Origin of the sequence: Streptomyces sp. NPDC058620 (assembly GCF_042717135.1) — a bacterium.
In the GTDB taxonomy this organism is placed as follows: domain Bacteria; phylum Actinomycetota; class Actinomycetes; order Streptomycetales; family Streptomycetaceae; genus Streptomyces.
This window is the reverse complement of sequence record NZ_JBHXQO010000008.1, coordinates 1-17,078: the sequence shown is the minus strand read 5'-3', so window position 1 is coordinate 17,078 and position 17,078 is coordinate 1. Positions and strand designations below refer to the sequence as shown.

19 protein-coding genes are annotated in these 17,078 nt (G+C 71.0%); 8 read left to right on the top strand and 11 right to left on the bottom strand.

The features are described 5' to 3' along the window. The first annotated feature begins 76 nt into the window (after positions 1-76). Positions 77-1,057, top strand: a complete 981-nt coding sequence (locus ACFWSK_RS10970; RefSeq protein ID WP_383783571.1) for a GlxA family transcriptional regulator — start codon at positions 77-79, stop codon at positions 1,055-1,057. 74 nt (positions 1,058-1,131) lie between these two features. On the opposite strand, the gene ACFWSK_RS10965 is transcribed toward ACFWSK_RS10970, so the two are convergent. From ACFWSK_RS10965 to ACFWSK_RS10925, 9 genes are all read right to left on the bottom strand, one after another. Next, entirely contained in the window at positions 1,132-1,869 is a 738-nt protein-coding gene (locus ACFWSK_RS10965; protein WP_383783570.1) for a D-Ala-D-Ala carboxypeptidase family metallohydrolase, read from the bottom strand. 170 nt (positions 1,870-2,039) lie between these two features. Further along, entirely contained in the window at positions 2,040-2,678 is a 639-nt protein-coding gene (gene def, locus ACFWSK_RS10960) for a peptide deformylase (RefSeq protein ID WP_383783569.1), read from the bottom strand. Positions 2,679-2,770: 92 nt separating this feature from the next. Continuing rightward, a complete protein-coding gene (locus tag ACFWSK_RS10955) occupies positions 2,771-3,763 on the bottom strand; it encodes a tetratricopeptide repeat protein (RefSeq protein WP_382727628.1) in 993 nt (330 codons plus the stop codon). Between the two features lie 92 nt (positions 3,764-3,855). After that, a complete protein-coding gene (locus tag ACFWSK_RS10950) occupies positions 3,856-5,121 on the bottom strand; it encodes an HD-GYP domain-containing protein (RefSeq protein ID WP_383783568.1) in 1,266 nt (421 codons plus the stop codon). Then, complete coding sequence (locus tag ACFWSK_RS10945) at positions 5,118-6,596, bottom strand: HD-GYP domain-containing protein (protein ID WP_383783567.1); 1,479 nt, start codon at positions 6,594-6,596, stop codon at positions 5,118-5,120. Before ACFWSK_RS10945 ends, ACFWSK_RS10950 begins: the two co-directional genes overlap by 4 nt. A 175-nt stretch (positions 6,597-6,771) precedes the next feature. Further along, a complete protein-coding gene (rsrA, locus tag ACFWSK_RS10940) occupies positions 6,772-7,092 on the bottom strand; it encodes a mycothiol system anti-sigma-R factor (RefSeq protein WP_383783566.1) in 321 nt (106 codons plus the stop codon). Further along, complete coding sequence (locus tag ACFWSK_RS10935) at positions 7,089-7,745, bottom strand: sigma-70 family RNA polymerase sigma factor (protein ID WP_195826154.1); 657 nt, start codon at positions 7,743-7,745, stop codon at positions 7,089-7,091. The genes rsrA and ACFWSK_RS10935 overlap by 4 nt, the downstream gene beginning before the upstream one ends. A 274-nt stretch (positions 7,746-8,019) precedes the next feature. Continuing rightward, positions 8,020-8,661 carry an alpha/beta family hydrolase gene (locus ACFWSK_RS10930; protein ID WP_383783565.1) on the bottom strand — a complete coding sequence of 214 codons (642 nt, stop codon included), beginning with the start codon at positions 8,659-8,661 and terminating at the stop codon, positions 8,020-8,022. Positions 8,662-8,687: 26 nt separating this feature from the next. Beyond that, the gene (locus tag ACFWSK_RS10925) at positions 8,688-9,503 is read right to left on the bottom strand and encodes an SOS response-associated peptidase (RefSeq protein ID WP_383783564.1); all 816 of its coding nucleotides are present in this window, start codon (positions 9,501-9,503) and stop codon (positions 8,688-8,690) included. Between the two features lie 53 nt (positions 9,504-9,556). On the opposite strand from ACFWSK_RS10925, the gene ACFWSK_RS10920 reads away from it, so the two are divergent. From ACFWSK_RS10920 to ACFWSK_RS10905, 4 genes are all read left to right on the top strand, one after another. Further along, positions 9,557-10,270: a M50 family metallopeptidase gene (locus ACFWSK_RS10920; protein WP_383783563.1), complete on the top strand. Its 714-nt coding sequence runs from the start codon at positions 9,557-9,559 to the stop codon at positions 10,268-10,270. Between the two features lie 103 nt (positions 10,271-10,373). Further along, positions 10,374-11,708 (top strand): 3-phosphoshikimate 1-carboxyvinyltransferase, encoded by a 1,335-nt coding sequence (gene aroA / locus ACFWSK_RS10915; protein ID WP_383783562.1) that lies wholly within the window; start codon positions 10,374-10,376, stop codon positions 11,706-11,708. A gap of 4 nt (positions 11,709-11,712) precedes the next feature. Beyond that, a complete protein-coding gene (rsgA, locus tag ACFWSK_RS10910) occupies positions 11,713-12,729 on the top strand; it encodes a ribosome small subunit-dependent GTPase A (protein ID WP_383783561.1) in 1,017 nt (338 codons plus the stop codon). A 104-nt stretch (positions 12,730-12,833) separates the two neighbouring features. Continuing rightward, on the top strand, positions 12,834-13,157 hold the full coding sequence (locus ACFWSK_RS10905; RefSeq protein ID WP_383783560.1) for a DMT family transporter: 324 nt from the start codon (positions 12,834-12,836) through the stop codon (positions 13,155-13,157). Here ACFWSK_RS10905 and ACFWSK_RS10900 read toward each other — a convergent pair. After that, the gene (locus ACFWSK_RS10900) at positions 13,151-13,393 is read right to left on the bottom strand and encodes a hypothetical protein (protein ID WP_383783559.1); all 243 of its coding nucleotides are present in this window, start codon (positions 13,391-13,393) and stop codon (positions 13,151-13,153) included. The genes ACFWSK_RS10905 and ACFWSK_RS10900 overlap by 7 nt on opposite strands. Between ACFWSK_RS10900 and hisN the strand changes: the two genes are divergently transcribed. Together hisN and ACFWSK_RS10890 are read left to right on the top strand one after the other, a co-directional pair. Next, on the top strand, positions 13,392-14,192 hold the full coding sequence (hisN, locus tag ACFWSK_RS10895) for a histidinol-phosphatase (protein WP_383783558.1): 801 nt from the start codon (positions 13,392-13,394) through the stop codon (positions 14,190-14,192). The genes ACFWSK_RS10900 and hisN overlap by 2 nt on opposite strands. Before the next feature lie 191 nt (positions 14,193-14,383). Then, positions 14,384-14,785, top strand: coding sequence for a cyclic nucleotide-binding/CBS domain-containing protein (locus ACFWSK_RS10890; protein WP_383783557.1), 402 nt, complete (start codon positions 14,384-14,386; stop codon positions 14,783-14,785). A 75-nt stretch (positions 14,786-14,860) separates the two neighbouring features. Here the strand turns inward: ACFWSK_RS10890 and ACFWSK_RS10885 are convergent, their stop codons facing one another. Beyond that, on the bottom strand, positions 14,861-16,333 hold the full coding sequence (locus tag ACFWSK_RS10885) for a catalase (RefSeq protein ID WP_383783725.1): 1,473 nt from the start codon (positions 16,331-16,333) through the stop codon (positions 14,861-14,863). Positions 16,334-16,475: 142 nt separating this feature from the next. Here ACFWSK_RS10885 and ACFWSK_RS10880 point away from each other — a divergent pair, with 142 nt between their 5' ends. Beyond that, positions 16,476-16,895: a Fur family transcriptional regulator gene (locus ACFWSK_RS10880; protein WP_383783556.1), complete on the top strand. Its 420-nt coding sequence runs from the start codon at positions 16,476-16,478 to the stop codon at positions 16,893-16,895. Positions 16,896-17,078: the final 183 nt, after the last annotated feature.

Genomic DNA, 17,078 nt, shown 5'->3' with positions numbered 1-17,078 from the left:
TACTGTCGTCCCTCCGGACAGAATCCGGCAGTGGCAGGACTGTCACACACCATCGAATTACTGCCACACTGTCGCCATGTCCAAGCTGAACAACGTCGCCGTCCTCCTGCTCGACGAGGTACACCCCTTCGAACTCGGCGTGCTGTGCGAGGTCTTCGGGCTCGACCGCAGCGAAGCGGGCCTGCCCGTACACGACTTCGCGGTGGTCTCCGCGGAGGGGCCGGTCCTGCGGACCCACGCCGGATTCACGATCAGCACCCCGTACGGCCTCGACCGGCTGGACGAGGCCGACCTCATCGCCGTCCCCGCGGGCAGCCATTTCGCGGACCGGACTTATCCCGAGGAGGCTCTCGACTCCCTGCGCCGGGCCGTGGACCGCGGCGCCCGCGTGCTGAGCGTCTGCTCCGGCGCGTACGTGCTCGGCGCGGCCGGACTGCTGGACGGGCGCCGCTGCACCACCCACTGGCGCCACGCGGCCGAACTGGCCCGCCGTTTCCCCCTGGCCGTCGTCGAGCCCGACGTGCTGTATGTGGACGACGGCCCGGTCATCAGCTCCGCGGGCACGGCAGCGGGCATCGACGCCTCGCTCCACCTCGTGCGGCAGGCGCACGGGCAGGAGGTCGCCAACGCGGTCGCCCGCCGTATGGTCGTGCCGCCGCACCGCGACGGCGGGCAGGCGCAGTACATCGAGCGCCCGCTGCCCCGGGCCGCGTGCGACACGGTCGGCGAGACGCTCGCCTGGATGGAACGCAATCTCGACCAGGAGCTGACCGTCGAGCAGCTCGCCGGTCTGGCCCACATGTCGCCGCGCACCTTCGCACGCCGCTTCCAGCAGGAGACGGGGACCACGCCGTACCGCTGGCTGCTGCGCCAACGGGTGCTCCTGGCCCAGCGCTTGCTGGAGAGCTCCGACGAGACCATGGACACGATCGCCGCCCGGACCGGCTTCGGTACCGCGGCGGCGCTCCGCCACCAGTTCGTGCGCTCGCTCGACACCACTCCGCACGCCTACCGCCGGACCTTCCGCGGCCCGGCCGCGGTGCCCGAGGTGGCCTGAGACTCCCAGGACGCACGATGCCCCGCCCGGATTCCTCCCGGGCGGGGCTCCTGTGCGACCGGTCGTGACGCGGCTCAGATTCCGCAGCTCGACGCCGACCAGAAGCGGCTGGGCCCCTGGTTGACGTGGACGTGGTCACCGTGACCGGCGTAGCCCGGGCCGAGAATCCCGTTGAAGCCGTGGTTACGGGCCTGCTTGGCGAGGGTGCACAGCGAGTGCGGCCCCGAGCCGAGGTCGACGGCGTCACCGTACAGATGGCGGCTGTTCGAGGCTCCGCCGACCGCGGAGTTGCAGGAGTAGGACCGGAAGCCGCTGGTCACACGGATGGAGGCGTCACCGAGCGCGTGCCGGAGCGCCTCCAGCTTCCACATCGAGCTCAGGGCATTGGCCCTGGCCGTGCCCGCGGCGACCGCTCCGCCCGCCCAGGTGCTGTTGCAGTTGTTGAGCTCGGGGTACGTGAAGTGGATCGGGGTGCAGTCGTCGTCCTGGAGCGCGTACAGCTTGGACTGGGTGGCGGGACCGGCGACGCCGTCCGCGGCGAGGCCGTAGGCGGCCTGGAACCGCTGGACCGCCGCGGTGGTGGCCGGGCCGTACGAACCGTCGATGGCGAGGACGGCGTTGTATCCGGGGTATCCGGCCACCCGGATCTGGAGCTGGGTGACATCGTTGCCGGTGGCGCCCTGGGAAAGTGTCCTGGTCCAGGTGAAGCAGCCGTCGGCCTGTGCGGGGCCGGCGGTCAGTACGGCTCCGCCTATTGCGAAAGCCATGGCCATGACAATGCTGAGCATGGCGTGTGCGGTGCGTCTGAGCATGGGGAGCTCCCTACCACGGTGAGGTGTTGGGGGTGAGACTGTCGGACGAGTCGACGCGCGTCAACTATGCCTGGAGAAACAGTGGTTGACCGTCACCCCACCCGGTACACGGACGGGGCCCCGCCGCCGGCCGTACCGGCGACAGGGCCCCGTCCACGGAGCGTGAGCGGTCAGTCGTTGGGGACGACCTCGTAGCGCGGCGTGCCCTCGGCCATCTGCCGCAGCGCGTCCTTGCGGTCCCGCTTCGAGAGCCGGTCGATGTACAGGTAGCCGTACAGGTGGTCCGTCTCGTGCTGGAGGCAGCGTGCGAAGTAGCCGTTGCCCCGCACCCTGACCGGGTTGCCCTTCGCGTCCTGCCCGCGCACCACCGCGTAATCGGGGCGGGCGAGCGCGGCGTACGCCGTCGGCACGGAGAGGCAGCCCTCGTTGGAGTCGTCCAGGACGCGCTCCTGGGGCGGCAGCTCCTCGAGCACCGGGTTGCAGATCGCACCGACGTGCCGCACACCGTCGTCGTCCATGCAGTCGTAGACGAAGACCTTGAGGTCCACGCCGATCTGGTTGGCGGCCAGGCCCACGCCCTCCGCCGTCCGCTGGCTGGCGAACATGTCGTCGATCAGCCGGGCCAGCTCGTCGTCGAACGCGGTGACGTCCTTGCACTCCTTGTGGAGCACCGGGTTGCCCACGACCGTGACCGGCCGCGAGGTACCGCGCTCGCGGTACGCCGCCTCACGTGCCTCGCAGTCCTCGGTGTCGACGAGGAAACCCTCGTCGTCGACGCTGATCTGCTCGTCCGTCTCCTGCTGCGCCATGTCCGCCGTACGCCTTCCTGCAAACCTGAAACCCGTGAACCCCGGGATAACCGGCACCGGAATTCGGTGCCCGTACAGCCTACGGGCACCGCTCAGCAGACTTCTTCGAGATCCCGCCACTCACGGCTGTCCGGGCTGTCCGCGACCCAGCCGTCCAGCAGCCCGCGCACCAGCCCCGCCGGTGCCGCGAGACCGCATTCGCGCTCCGGCACCCAGAGGTCACCGGCCGTGCGGTGGCCCAGCGGACCCGGGTGGCCCGGCTCGCTGTGGTCGTGCGGATCGAGGTGCTCGCCGTCGCCCTCGTCGCTCTCCATCCTGCTCTCCGAGCAGGCCCGGCAGAGCAGCCGTACGGATGACGACCAGTCCTCGGCGGCGAACCCGGCGTCGGACGCGAGCTGCTCCAGTGCGTCCCGGTCCGCCTCGGTCGCCGCTTCCAGGAGCACGACCCAGGTGGGTACGGGAGAGGGCGCCCACAGCTCGATCTCGTCGAAGACCGGATACGAGGGCCCGGCGGCGGTGACCCGCTCGCCGTGCGGCACCCCGTCGTGCAGGACGACCTCGCCCCACCGCCGGCCGGAGGAGGGCAGCGGGATCGACAGCACCTCCATGCGTGCCGGATCCAGCCTGCGGCCCCAGACCACCTCGGACTCGCCCTCGGGCGACAGCCGTACCGCCGCGCTGCCCAGCTCCATGCCGAGCGGCTCGCTGGTGGCCGCCGCGCTGTGCTGCCCGTTGCCCGGGACCTTGAGCCCGTACGCCTGCCACGCCCTGCGCGCCAGCGGCCAGTCCTGGAGCGCGGTGGCCGCGATCCCGACGTTCCACCAGTCCGGCGCCCCGGACTCCCGGTCCAGGAGCGCCACGGCCCGCAGACCCGCGGCCCTCGCCTGCTCCCAGTCGTGCCTGAACTTGTGCAGCAGCGCCAGATTGAACCAGGACTCGGAGAGCCAGGGTTCCAGGTCAACCGCGCGTGTCAGCAGCGCCCCCGCGTCCTCGTACCGGCCGTCGCCGATCAGCGTGAACGCGCGGTCCGTGGCCTGCCGCCAAGAGGCGGAGGGCCGATGCCGTACCTTCCCGAAGATCCTCACGATTCCCGCCTGTCCCGACTGGACACCCTCGTTTTCCGCTCTACTTTCGCATCCAACCATGCCCGGCCGGACGCCCGCTCATTACCCATGGGTTACCCAGGCCGGACCTGGGTCAGACCGCCCCGTGCCAGGACGCCGGCCAGCGCTTCCACGACCTGGGGCTGGTAGTCGTGGCCGGTGCCCAGCCTGAGCTGTTCCAGAGCTCCGAGCGGCCCGATGGCGCTTTCCCCGCACAGGTCGTCGTATGCGTTGACCGCCCGGACGATCCTGGCGGACAGCGGCTGCTCGCGGTAGGGGTCGGCCTGCTGCTCCACCACCACCGCGACCGCGGTGTCCACTCCCGTCTGGCGGACCACCGCCCCGCCCAGGAGCGCGATCCGGCGCTGGTCGGCGGGCGGCAGGGTGGCGGTGGCCCCCTCGGCCACCGGGTCCACGAGCGAGAGCTGACCGATGTCGTGCATCAGCGCCGCGTACTCAAGGACGGTCAGTTCCCGCCCGGACAGGCCCAGCTCCCGTCCCACGGCGGTGGAGAGCTCGGCGACCCGGCGGGCGTGCCCGTGCGGGGTGTATCCGGCGATCTCCGTGGAGCGGGCCAGGGAGGCGATGGTCTGCCGGTAGGTCGTACGGACGGCGGCGAACCGGCGGTAGGAGACCTGGGTGAGCAGCAGCGGCACGCACAGGACGGGCAGCGCCCACAGCCCCGCGACGGCGACCCCGATCGCCATCACGGCGCCGGTCGCGCAGACCGCGGAGCCGATGCCGATGAGGGCCCGCAGCTCGTCGCGGAGCAGCGGGCCGTACGGATAGCGGGTGCGGGAGTGCAGCAGCAGCGCGGCGAGCACGGCGTCGCACAGGGCGGTCAGGGCCAGCAGCAGAAGCAGGAAGAGGACGAAGTACGGGCCGTCGCCGAACCAGCGTCCGGACTGACCCGAGTTGTAGAGAGGCTGGAAGCACACGGCGGCGAACCCGACGGTCAGGATGCGGCGGGCCGCCAGATCGGGGCCGGGTCCGTTGCCGCGCGCCACATGGGGCACGGCGGCGAGGAGCTGCGCGGCGACGACGACGGCGACCACCTGGAAGGCCCCGTGAGTGGTGGGTTCCCCGCCGCTGCGTCCCAGGAGGGCGTACGCGAGGGCTCCGGCGGCGCCGAGGGGTGCGGGCTCCCGCTCACCCGGCACGGCCCCCCAGCGCGCCAGCTCGCCGGTCACCACGAGGGCGGCGAAGCAGAGGGCGTGCCCCGGCTCGGCGATGCCGTACCAGAGGGTGTGGGCGAACGCGGCGACGGTGAGGACGAGCGCGGCCCCGCGGACGGCCAGGGCGGCGGGGCGGCCGGCCGGCCGCACCCGGACCCGGCTCACCCGGGACGCTCCGCGGACACATCCGTCCCGTCCCCCCGGTCCGCCGCTTCACGACCATCCGCGGCCCTCTCACGCCCGTCCGGCGATGGTGCCGGGGACGGCCGCCGGACGTCCCCGGCGCCCTCCTCCCGAGCCCCCGGCACCGGCATCCGCTCCCGCACCGCCACCTCGTCCGCCGTGACGGCGGTGGCGGCGCCCGACCAGCCGTGCCGCGCGAGCCCCCGCGCCAGCGCCCCCACCATCTGCGGATCGAACTGGCTGCCCGCGCACCGTTCGAGCTCCGCGACGGCGGCCGGGACGGGCCGCCCACGCCGGTAGGAGCGGGTGGAGGTCATCGCGTCGAAGGCGTCGGCGACGGCGACGACCCGGGCGAACTCGGGGATCTGCCGCCCGCTGAGGCCGTACGGATAGCCGCTGCCGTCGAGCCGCTCGTGATGGTGCAGGATCGCCGCCCGTGCCTCGTCCAGGAAGCCGATGCCCCGGACGATCTCGTGCCCGTACTCCGGATGCAGTTCGATGACCCGGCGCTCCTCCGGTGTCAGCGGGCCGTCCTTGCGCAGGACCCGGGTGGGGACGCCCAGCTTGCCGACGTCGTGCAGGATTCCGGCGAACCGGAGGGCTTCGAGCCGGCTCTCCTGCATGCCGAGCTCGCGGGCGATCAGCACGGATGCCTTGCCCACCCGCTCGCTGTGCCCGCGGGTGTACTTGTCCTTGATGTCGACGGCCTGCACCAGCGCCCTGATCGTCGCGCGGTGCGCGGCGTGCTCGCGGTGGTACTGGGCGAAGACCCAGCAGGAGATGTACATCGGCAGCAGCACGAAGAGCGCCGACAGCGGGCCGTACGAGCTGCGCCACAGGACGGCCATCATCAGCCCGGCGAGCGCGTGCACCAGGTGCGGCCCCAGCGAGTGCGGCAGCAGGCCGCGCCAGGCGTGCCGGGCGGGCTGCCGCTCGGCCGTGACGAGGATGCAGCCGTCCAGCACGGTCAGGACGAGGCTGAAGGCGAGGGCGGCGGCGCAGGCGGGCAGCAGGGCGTACGGAAAATCCGGGACACCCTGGTCCCCGCTTCCGCCGCCGAGCGCCCCGGGCCCGCCGAGCACCGTGTGGGCGCACGAGGCGGCCCACACGGTGACCGAGAGCTGTGCGGCCCGCCATACGCGGCGGGCGGCGAAGGGAGGCTGCTCCACCCGGCCGGCGAGCGACCCCAAAATCGCCACGAGGGCGGCGGCGGCCGGCGGCAGCAGGAACGCGGCGGCGAGCAGCAGCGGAAAGAACGATCCCGCGCTGATCGGTACGGAGCTGCCGAAGAAGGGGCAGCGGCCGGGAAGTTCACAGACGAGGTAGAGCGTGGTGAGGAGGGCGAGGGTGCCCCACGGGGTGGCGGCTCCCGGGGTCCACGCGGGTAAGGAACACAGGACGGCACAGATCACCGCGCCCAGGATGCAGACGCGTGCCGCCCGCGGTGTGCTCCTCACCCGTACCGCCCGCCCCCCGCGTGGTCAATGGAGGCGCCAGGCTAGCGAGTTGGGCGCGCGGCCGAGCCCCGATGAGTCCGATTAGCGCATTCGGGTGATGGGCGGGGGCCCGGGCGGTACGCCGAAGGGCACGCCGCGCAACGGCGTGCCCTTCGCAAACGGCGGTGGTGCGCGGTTACTCCGCGGCGGGTGTCGGCATGCCCGCGGTGTCCATCGAGAGGTCCTGCTCGGGAACCGCCTGACCCGAGCGGATCAGGTCGATCCGGCCCATCACCTTGGAGCGCAGATCGGTCGGGACGTCGTCCTGACCGCAGCAGCGCTTCACCAGCTTCTTCACGGCCTGCTCCAGGCCGTACTTCTCCAGGCACGGGGAGCACTCCTCGAAGTGCACCTCGAACTTCGTGCAGTCGCCCTCGGGCATCTCATGGTCGAGGAACTCGTAGAGATGATCGAGAACCTCTGAGCAATCCGTCTCGTGCGGCTCTCCGCAGCTCATGAGGCCGAGCCTTTCCGATCGTCCGACTCACCGGCACCGGCGGGGACGAGCCCGCGCTCACGGGCGTAGTCCTCCAGCATGCCGCGCAGTTGCCGGCGGCCGCGGTGCAGTCGGGACATCACCGTACCGATGGGAGTCCCCATGATGTCCGCGATCTCCTTGTAGGCAAAGCCCTCTACGTCTGCGAGGTAGACCGCGATGCGGAACTCTTCGGGGATCGCCTGGAGCGCGGCCTTCACGTCGGAGTCCGGCAGATGGTCGAGAGCCTGGGACTCCGCGGAGCGCAGACCTGTCGACATGTGCGACTCGGCGCGCGCCAGCTGCCAGTCCTCGATCTCCTCGGCAGCGCTGCGCTGGGGCTCGCGCTGCTTCTTGCGATACGAGTTGATGAACGTGTTGGTAAGGATGCGGTACATCCACGCCTTGAGGTTCGTACCCTCACGGAACTGGTGGAAGGAGCCGTACGCCTTGGCATACGTCTCCTGGACCAGATCCTCGGCATCGGCCGGGTTCCGCGTCATACGCAGCGCGGCCGAGTACATCTGGTCGAGAAACCCGAGAGCGTCCCGCTCGAACCGCGCGTTGCGCTCGGCGGTCGTCTCCTCTGCGCGGCCGTCGTCGGTCCCTGTGTCGGTCCCAGTGACCGGACCCACCTCCTCCAACGATGTGGCGGAGCCGAAACCGGACCCGCTCGAATCGGAGAATAGTCGACCTTGCTTCGAGGCGGGCTGTCGATCCGATCCGCTCAGCGCCCGCTCGGGAGCGGTCTTGGCCGCATGCAGCACCGTCCACTCCAGGTCAGCAGTGTTCGAGCGGCGCGGGCAGATGGTCGAACCCATGCGACGGACTCCCTCTCCACAGACGACGTTGTTGTACCGACGTCCCGAACAACAGCGGCCCCCCACGCATCATTCCCGGGGGCGTGGGTCACACCAGGGAGGCCAGCCACCGGGCCGCCGCACCGGTGATGACGGACATCACCTGATCCTCGCTCAGGCCCGACCGCTTCGGTACGGCGAAGCCGTGGTCCCCGTACTCCACCTCGGCGAGCTCGTACTCCCCCGGCGGGAATTCGGCGGGCCGCCCGAACGGGTCGTTGCCGCCCTGCACGACGAGAGTGGGCACGCCCGCGCCGAGCAGCTCGTCCGCCCGCGACTTCTCCGGCCTGCCCGGCGGATGCAGCGGGAAGCTGAGCGCGAGGACGGCTCGGGCGCCGAGCCCGGACGCCGTGCGGCAGGCGACCCTGGCACCGGCGCTGCGCCCGCCGGCGACGACGGGCAGCCCCGGCGCGGTCAGCGCGGGCCACAGCCCCCGCCATCCGGTGTCCAGCGTCTTCGGGGCGGGCGCGAGCTTCTTGCCGGCCACGCGCCACGGCTGCTCCACCAGGGCGACGCCCACCCCCTCGCCGGGCAGCGCGGCGGCGAGGGCCTTCAGGTCACGGGCCTCGATGCCACCGCCCGCGCCGTGGCCGAGGGCGAGCACCAGGCGGGCCTCGGACGGAAGCGTCCAGGTGATCCGGGCGGGCCCGGCGTCCGTGTCGACCGTTTGCACTTTCTCTGCACGACTCACAGGGCCATCAAATCAAGCCGGAGCCCTCAGAACAGCGTCGCCACCTCCGGCGCGGCCAGCTCCTCCAGCAGTTCCGGCCCGTTGTTGCGGACGTTGCTGACCTCTGTGGCCACCGGGTAGGCCCGCATCAGCCCGCCGGGCGGCGGGGTGAGCAGCCCCTTCAGTTCCTCGACCTCGGTGCGCGCGGGGTCGAGCCAGGCGTCCCACCGGTCCGGGGTGAGCATCAGCGGCATCCGGGGGTGGATGTCGGCGAGGGCGGCGGGCCCCTCGGCGGGGGCGACGGCGAGCGGGGACGTCTCCGCCTCGGTCGTGATCACCGAACAGGTCACCCACCACGCCTGGGGGTGGTCGTCGGGAAGGGTCCGGTCGCGCCAGAACTCGTACAGTCCGGCCATCGCGAAGACCGATCCGTCGGCGGGCGTCACGAAGTACGGCTGCTTGCGGGGCCGCTTCTTCCTGCCCTTCTCCTCCAGTTGGCGTTCCTCGGTGCCGGTGACCCACTCGTAGTAGCCGTCGGCGGGCAGGATGCAGCGCTGCGAGGCGAAGGGGCGGCGGAAGGACGGCTTCTCGTGCACCGTCTCGGCGCGGGCGTTGATCATGCGGGCGGCGCCCTCCCGCGACTTCGCCCAGGAAGGCACGAGTCCCCACTTCAGGGCACGGAGCTGGCGAACCGGACGTTGATCGTCCGCGTCCTTCACAGGACGTTCCAGTACGGCGTAGACCTCCTTGGTCGGCGCCACGTTCCAGTCGGGCTCCAGGGCCTCGGCCGGCTCCCACTTCTCGATTCCGAAGAGCCCGGTCAGATCCTCGGGCCGCCGACTCGCTGCATACCGTCCGCACATAAGTGCCAGACTGCCACGACCTCCCGTCACGAACGCAAGGAGCCGCCCGGCCAATGAACAGCACCGATCTGGGCGATCTGTGGGATCGCGTCTTCGGTACCCAGCCGCTGCCCGAACAGTGGCTGGTCGTCGTGACCGCCACCGTCGCGCTCGTAGCCGTCGTACCGAATCTCATATGGCGGCTCTCACGGAACGCGATCACCATCGCGCACGAGGGCGGCCACGGGCTGGTCGCCCTCGTCACCGGACGCCGGCTCTCCGGAATCCGGCTGCACTCGGACACCAGCGGACTGACCGTGAGCCGCGGCAAGCCGACCGGCATCGGCATGATCCTCACGGCCGCCGCGGGGTACACGGCGCCGCCGCTCCTCGGCCTCGGCGGGGCATGGCTGCTGGTCAACGGCAGGATCACGCTCCTGCTGTGGCTGGCCACGGCGCTGCTCGCGGTCATGCTGGTGATGATCCGCAACGTGTACGGGGCGCTGACGGTGATCCTCACCGGATCGACCTTCCTGCTGGTGTCCTGGCTGGCCTCGGCCGCGTGGCAGTCGCTCTTCGCGTACACCGCCGTCTGGTTCCTGCTGCTGGGCGGCGTCCGTCCCGCGTTCGAGCTGCAGTCCAAACGGCGGCACGGCGGTGCGCCGGATTCCGACGCGGACCAGCTGGCGCGGCTCACGGACGCACCGGCCGCGCTCTGGCTGTTCCTCTTCCACGCGGTGTCCCTCTGCTCGCTGATCGGCGGAGGGCGCTGGCTGCTCGGTCTGTGACGGCCGACAGCGCCGCACGGCCCCTATCACCCTCACGTTACGCCCCGGTTTCCGCCTATTTGATCAAGATCCGGGTTTGCGAGGAGCCACTAAAGTGAGGGCCATGACCGAAAGTTCCGTGCGCCCCGCCCTCTGGCCCGCCCCCCACGCGAGCGGAGCCGTCGACGCGACCGTCACCGTGCCCGGATCGAAATCGGTCACCAACCGGGCGCTCGTCCTGGCCGCCCTCTCCTCCGAGCCCGGCTGGCTGCGGCGCCCGCTGCGCTCCCGCGACACCCTGCTGATGGCCCAGGCACTGCGCACGATGGGCGTCGGCATCGAGGAGGGCATCGGCCCCGACGGCTCGGGCGAGGCATGGCGGGTCATCCCCGCCGGCCTGCACGGCCCGGCCACGGTCGACGTCGGCAACGCCGGAACGGTCATGCGCTTCCTCCCGCCCGTCGCGACCCTCGCCGACGGCCCCGTCCGCTTCGACGGCGACGCCCGCTCCTACGAGCGCCCCCTGAACGGCGTGATCGACGCCCTGCGCACCCTGGGCGCCAGGATCGACGACGAGGCGCGCGGCGCGCTGCCGCTGACCGTCCACGGCGCCGGTGCGCTGGAGGGCGGTTCGGTGGAGATCGACGCCTCCTCGTCCTCCCAGTTCGTCTCGGCGCTGCTGCTGTCGGCCCCCCGCTTCAATCAGGGCGTCGAGGTACGGCACACGGGCTCGACACTCCCCTCCATGCCGCACATCCGGATGACCGTGGACATGCTGCGGGCCATCGGCGCGCAGGTGGACGAGCCGGAGACGGGCGGCGAGCCCAATGTGTGGCGGGTCTCCCACTCGGCGCTGCTCGGCCGCGATCTGACCGTCGAACCCGACCTCTCCAACGCCCAGCCGTTCCTGGCCGCCGCGCTGGTCACCGGGGGCCGGGTCACCGTCCCCGACTGGCCGCTGCGCACCACCCAGCCAGGTGACGCGCTGCGCGAGATCTTCACCACGATGGGTGGCAGCTGCGAGCTGACCGAACACGGGCTCACCTTCACCGGCTCGGGCCGCGTCCACGGCCTCGACGTGGATCTGAGCGAGGTCGGCGAGCTGACTCCGGGCATCGCCGCCGTCGCGGCCCTCGCCGACTCCCCCTCCACCCTGCGCGGCGTGGCCCATCTGCGGCTCCACGAGACGGACCGGCTGGCGGCGCTCACCAAGGAGATCAACGAGCTCGGCGGCGACGTCACCGAGACCGCCGACGGCCTGCACATCCGGCCGCGCCCGCTGCACGGCGGTACCTTCCATACGTACGACGACCACCGGATGGCCACGGCCGGGTCGATCATCGGCCTCGCCGTACCGGGTGTGGAGATCGAGAACGTGGGCACCACCGCGAAGACGCTGCCGGACTTCCCCGAGATGTGGACCGCGATGCTCGGGTCCACCGGAACGGCCGGGGCCTGACGACATGCGCCGCTACGGCAAGAACCCCGACGAGGACGACATCCGCGTCCGCCCGAACCCCAAGGGCAACCGGCCACGAACCCACACACGGCCGAAACACGAAGAGGCCCAGGACGGCATGGTCCTCACCGTCGACCGGGGCCGGCTCACCTGCCTGGTGGACGGTCGTACGGTGATGGCGATGAAGGCCCGCGAGCTGGGCCGCAAGGCCGCGGTGGTCGGCGACACCGTCTCCATCGTGGGTGACCTCTCCGGCGACAAGGACACCCTGGCCCGCATCGTCCGCATCGGCTCACGCCGCTCGGTACTGCGACGCACGGCCGACGACGACGATCCGTACGAGCGCGTGGTCGTCGCCAACGCGGACCAACTGGCAATCGTCACCGCCCTCGCCGATCCGGAACCGCGCCCGCGCATGATCGACCGCTGCCTCGTCGCGGCGTACGACGGCGGGCTCACCCCGCTCCTCGTCCTCACGAAGTCGGACCTGGCCCCGCCGGACGCGCTGCTGGCCGCGTACACGCCGCTGGGCGTCCCGTACATCGTGACCAACCGTGAGGAGCTGGAGAGCGGTGACGCGGCCGAGCGCGTGCGCGAGCAGCTGAACGACCGGATCACCGCCTTCGTCGGGCACTCCGGGGTCGGCAAGACGACCCTGGTCAACGCCCTGGTACCGAAGGACAGAAGGCGTACGACCGGTGTCGTCAACGCGGTCACGGGCCGTGGCAGGCACACCACCACGTCGGCGCTCGCGCTCCCTCTTCCGGACGCGCGCGGATGGGTGATCGACACCCCCGGAGTGCGCTCCTTCGGACTGCACCACGTCGACCCGTCCCGGGTCATCCTGGCCTTCCCCGACCTGGAGCCCGGCACCGAGAAGTGCCCGCGCGGCTGCACGCACGACGATCAGCAACCGGAATGCGCGCTCGGCGCCTGGGTGGCCGATGGCCATGCCGACCCCGCGCGGCTCGACTCGCTGCGGCGGCTGCTCGCCACCCGGGAACGGCGCGAGGGCGACTGACGGATTCACGCGACTCGCGCACGTTTGCGAGCTCCCATGACTGGTAAGTGCATAATCGCGTTCTAGCGAGACGAAGCAGTCACTACGTGGGAGGGAACCCGGCGATGGCGTGGCTGCTGGTCGTGGTCGCAGGAATCCTGGAGACCGGCTTCGCGGTGTGTCTGAAACTCTCGCACGGGTTCACCCGGCTCTGGCCGACGATCGCGTTCTGCGTGTTCGCGCTCGGCAGCTTCGGCCTGCTGACGCTCGCACTGAAGAAGCTGGACGTGGGCCCGGCCTACGCGGTGTGGACCGGAATCGGCGCGGCGGGTACGGCGATCTACGGGATGGTCTTCCTCGACGACGTGGTGTCCACGCTCAAGCTGGTCTCCATCTCGCTGGTGATCATCGGTGTGATCGGCCTCCAGCTCTCCGGCTCCGCTCAGTGACCGGCCCCCGGGTACCTCCCGGGGTGCCGCGCCACCACCTCGCGCACCAGCGGCGCCATGTCCGCCGCGGCGTCGGCCGACGGCACGGCGGCGTAGGAGAGCGCCGGCCTGAGCGCGCGCCGGATGAGGGCGCGGGCCAGTCCGTCCTTGCTGCCGAATTCGTACAGCCCTCGCGCCGACCCGTGGTCCCGGGGCCGTGTAGCCCCGGTGGGTGGCTGTGGATACTGTGACGACATGCCCGATTACCACGATGATCTGCGTCTCGCCCATGTACTCGCGGATGCCGCCGACGCGGCGACGATGGACCGGTTCAAGGCTCTCGATCTGAAGGTCGAGACGAAGCCGGACATGACTCCGGTGAGCGAGGCCGACAAACACGCCGAGGAGCTGATCCGCGGTCATCTGCACCGGGCCCGCCCGCGCGACGCGATCCTCGGCGAGGAGTACGGCATCGAGGGCACGGGCCCGCGGCGCTGGGTCATCGACCCGATCGACGGCACCAAGAACTACGTACGCGGCGTGCCGGTCTGGGCGACGCTGATCTCGCTGATGGAGGCCGGGGAGAACGGCTTCCAGCCCGTCGTCGGCGTGGTGTCGGCCCCCGCGCTGAACCGCCGCTGGTGGGCGGCGAAGGGCGCCGGCGCGTACTCCGGCCGCAGCCTGACGTCCGCGACCCGGCTCCAGGTCTCGAAGGTGGAGCGGATCGCCGACTCCTCGTTCGCGTACTCCTCGCTGACGGGCTGGGAGGAACAGGGCCGCCTCGACGGCTTCATGGACCTCACCCGGGCCTGCTGGCGGACGCGGGGGTACGGGGACTTCTGGCCGTACATGATGGTCGCCGAGGGTTCGGTGGACATCTGCGCGGAGCCGGAGCTCTCCCTCTGGGACATGGCCGCGAACGCGATCATCGTCCAGGAGGCGGGCGGGAGGTTCACCAGCCTGGACGGGGTCTCCGGCCCCGGCGGCGGCAACGCGGCGGCCTCCAACGGACTGCTCCACCACGAGCTGTTGGGCTACCTCAACCAGCGCTACTAGGCACCGCCCGCGCCCCGGCCGCCGCACCGCCGGGGCGTGCGAGGCCACCGTGCCGCGCTCTCGCACGCCCCCTCGGTCTTCCCGCCCACCCCTTGTTGACTCCGCCCAAGGATGCAACTCTGAGAGTCCCCCCACTTGTGAACTTGTGAATCGGCTCACAGAGTCGGCTCACGAAGGAGGTGGCTCCTTTCATGCTCGTCCGTGACGCCATGAGCACGATGGTCCTGACCATCGGCCCGACCCACACACTCCGCCAAGCGGCCCGCCTGATGTCGGCGCGCCGCGTCGGAGCAGCCGTCGTCCACGATCCGGACACCTGCGGGCTCGGCATCATCACCGAGCGCGACATCCTCGACGCGATCGGCTCGGGACAGAACCCCGACCTGGAGACCGCGTCCACCCACACCACCACCGACGTGGTCTTCGCCGCCCCCACCTGGACCCTCGAAGAGGCCGCGGAGGCCATGACGCACGGTGGCTTCCGGCATCTGATCGTTTTGGACGACGACGGTCCGGTCGGGGTCGTCTCGGTGCGCGACATCATCCGCTGCTGGGCACCGGCGAGGCGCCACCCCGCGGAGCTGGTGATCTGAGCCCACACCCCGTACGGACGAGGGGCGGGCCGGACCCCCGAAGGGAATCCGGCCCGCCGTCGACGACAAGCGTCCTTACTGGCCGCGCAGGGCCTGGACCGCGGCCTCCAGCCGCTTGCCGAAGTCACCGTCCGCCTGACGGAAGTTGTTGATCGCACGCTCGGCGATGTCGTCGCGCGAGACCTTGGCGATGAACCCGGCGAGGTTGTCGATCAGCCGGACCTTCTCGTCCTCCGAGTACAGCCGGTAGAGGTTTCCGGCCTGCACGAAGTCGTCGTCCTCCGCGTGCACCGGGGCCTCGTGGTTGCCGGTGGCGCCGGTGACCGGGACCGGCTGCCACAGGGGCCTGTCCGTCTGGAAGGGGCCGCCGAAGCTGTTCGGCTCGTAGTTCTTCGCGCCCTTGTGGCGGCCGTCGTACAGATGCCCGTCACGGCTGTTGGTGCGCGCCTCGGTGGCGTGCGGACGGTTCACCGGCAGGTGGTCGGCGTTGATGCCGACGCGGTAGCGGTGGGCGTCGCCGTACGCGAACAGACGGCCCTGGAGCATCTTGTCCGGGGAGGGACCGATGCCCGGCACGAAGTGCGCGGGGCTGAAGACGGACTGCTCGGTCTCCGCGAAGATGTTCTCGGGGTTGCGGTTGAGCTCCAGCTTCCCGATCTCGACCGGCGGGTAGTCCGCGTGCGGCCACACCTTGGTGAGGTCGAACGGGTTGAAGCGGTACGTGGCCGCGTCGGCCGCCGGCATGATCTGGACCTGCACCGTCCACGACGGGAAGTCACCGCGCTCGATGGCCTCGCGCAGGTCGCGCTGGTGGGAGTCGGGGTCCTCACCGGCGAGCGCGTTGGCCTCGGCCTGCGTCAGGTTCTTGATGCCCTGGTCGGTCTTGAAGTGGTACTTGACCCAGAAGACCTCACCGGCCTCGTTGTTCCACTGGTACGTGTGCGAGCCGTACCCGTTCATGTGGCGCAGCGTGGCCGGGATGCCCCGGTCGCCGAAGAGCCAGGTCACCTGGTGCGTCGACTCGGGCGACAGACCCCAGAAGTCCCAGACGTTGTCCGCCTCCTGGGAACCGGTGTACGGGTCGCGCTTCTGGGTGTGGATGAAGTCGGGGAACTTGATGGCGTCCTTGATGAAGAACACCGGGGTGTTGTTGCCGACGAGGTCGTAGTTTCCCTCCTCGGTGTAGAACTTCAGCGCGAAACCACGGGGGTCCCGCACCGCGTCGGCGGAGCCGAGGTTGCCCGCGACGGTGGAGAAGCGCAGGAAGGTCTCGGTCTGCTTGCCGACCTCCGAGAGGAACCTGGCGCGCGTCCACTGCGAGACGTCACGGGTCAGCGTGAACGTGCCGTAGGCGCCGGCGCCACGGGCGTGCACGATGCGCTCCGGGATGCGCTCGCGGTTGAAGTGCGCGAGCTTCTCCAGCAGCGCCTGGTCCTGGACGAGGACGGGCCCGCCGACTCCCGCGGTCTCGCTGTTCTGGTTGTCGGCTACCGGCGCGCCGGCCTCCGTAGTGAGCGGTCCCTGCGTCACGTGCGCCTCCTGCGTCATGTCCTGCACAGCATCGTCTCCCGCACAGCCTGTCCCTGGCGTATGCCGGTCTCGATCCTACAATGGACAATGTCTAAGTCAAGTGGGCATCCAAAGTCGAACCCATTCGGGATGTGGCTCCCCCACTGTTAGGCTGAGCCTCATGAGTGACCTCCTGGAACGACTCCGCGGACGCGGCTGGCGCATGACGGCGCAGCGGCGTGTCGTGGCCGAGGTTCTCGACGGCGACCACGTCCACCTGACGGCGGACGAGGTCCACGCGAGGGCCGTCGCGAGACTGCCCGAGATCTCCCGGGCGACCGTGTACAACACGCTGGGCGAGATGGTGTCGCTCGGTGAGGTCATCGAGGTCTCCACCGACCGCCGGGCCAAGCGGTACGACCCCAACGCCCACCGCCCGCACCACCACCTGGTCTGCGCGCGCTGCGGCGCCATTCGTGACGTACACCCGTCGGGCAATCCGCTCGCCGACCTGCCGGACGCCGAGCGCTTCGGCTTCACGGTCTCGGACGTCGAGGTCACCTACCGCGGCGTCTGCCCGAACTGCGTCGCGGCGGCCTGAGCACGTCCGGCAGCCGGGCGGCCTGAGCACTTCCCCCAGCCGGGCGGCTCCAGAACGACGAGACGACGAAGGGCGGGGGGGGGGGGGGGCCGCGGGCCCGCCCGAGCCGTCAGAGGGGCCCCCCGCGGTGCGGGCGGCCACCGCCGCCCCCCCGGCCGCCACCGACGGCCGGGCCAAGGACTG

Coding starts and splice junctions, on each gene's coding strand:
- ACFWSK_RS10965 (WP_383783570.1), bottom strand. CDS start 1,869: ATGCTCAGACGCACCGCACACGCCATGCTCAGCATTGTCATGGCCATG.
- ACFWSK_RS10920 (WP_383783563.1), top strand. CDS start 9,557: ATGAACAGCACCGATCTGGGCGATCTGTGGGATCGCGTCTTCGGTACC.
- ACFWSK_RS10885 (WP_383783725.1), bottom strand. CDS start 16,333: ATGACGCAGGAGGCGCACGTGACGCAGGGACCGCTCACTACGGAGGCC.
- rsgA (WP_383783561.1), top strand. CDS start 11,713: ATGCGCCGCTACGGCAAGAACCCCGACGAGGACGACATCCGCGTCCGC.
- def (WP_383783569.1), bottom strand. CDS start 2,678: ATGGCGCAGCAGGAGACGGACGAGCAGATCAGCGTCGACGACGAGGGT.
- ACFWSK_RS10925 (WP_383783564.1), bottom strand. CDS start 9,503: ATGTGCGGACGGTATGCAGCGAGTCGGCGGCCCGAGGATCTGACCGGG.
- hisN (WP_383783558.1), top strand. CDS start 13,392: ATGCCCGATTACCACGATGATCTGCGTCTCGCCCATGTACTCGCGGAT.
- aroA (WP_383783562.1), top strand. CDS start 10,374: ATGACCGAAAGTTCCGTGCGCCCCGCCCTCTGGCCCGCCCCCCACGCG.
- rsrA (WP_383783566.1), bottom strand. CDS start 7,092: ATGAGCTGCGGAGAGCCGCACGAGACGGATTGCTCAGAGGTTCTCGAT.
- ACFWSK_RS10890 (WP_383783557.1), top strand. CDS start 14,384: ATGCTCGTCCGTGACGCCATGAGCACGATGGTCCTGACCATCGGCCCG.
- ACFWSK_RS10970 (WP_383783571.1), top strand. CDS start 77: ATGTCCAAGCTGAACAACGTCGCCGTCCTCCTGCTCGACGAGGTACAC.
- ACFWSK_RS10900 (WP_383783559.1), bottom strand. CDS start 13,393: ATGTCGTCACAGTATCCACAGCCACCCACCGGGGCTACACGGCCCCGG.
- ACFWSK_RS10880 (WP_383783556.1), top strand. CDS start 16,476: ATGAGTGACCTCCTGGAACGACTCCGCGGACGCGGCTGGCGCATGACG.
- ACFWSK_RS10905 (WP_383783560.1), top strand. CDS start 12,834: ATGGCGTGGCTGCTGGTCGTGGTCGCAGGAATCCTGGAGACCGGCTTC.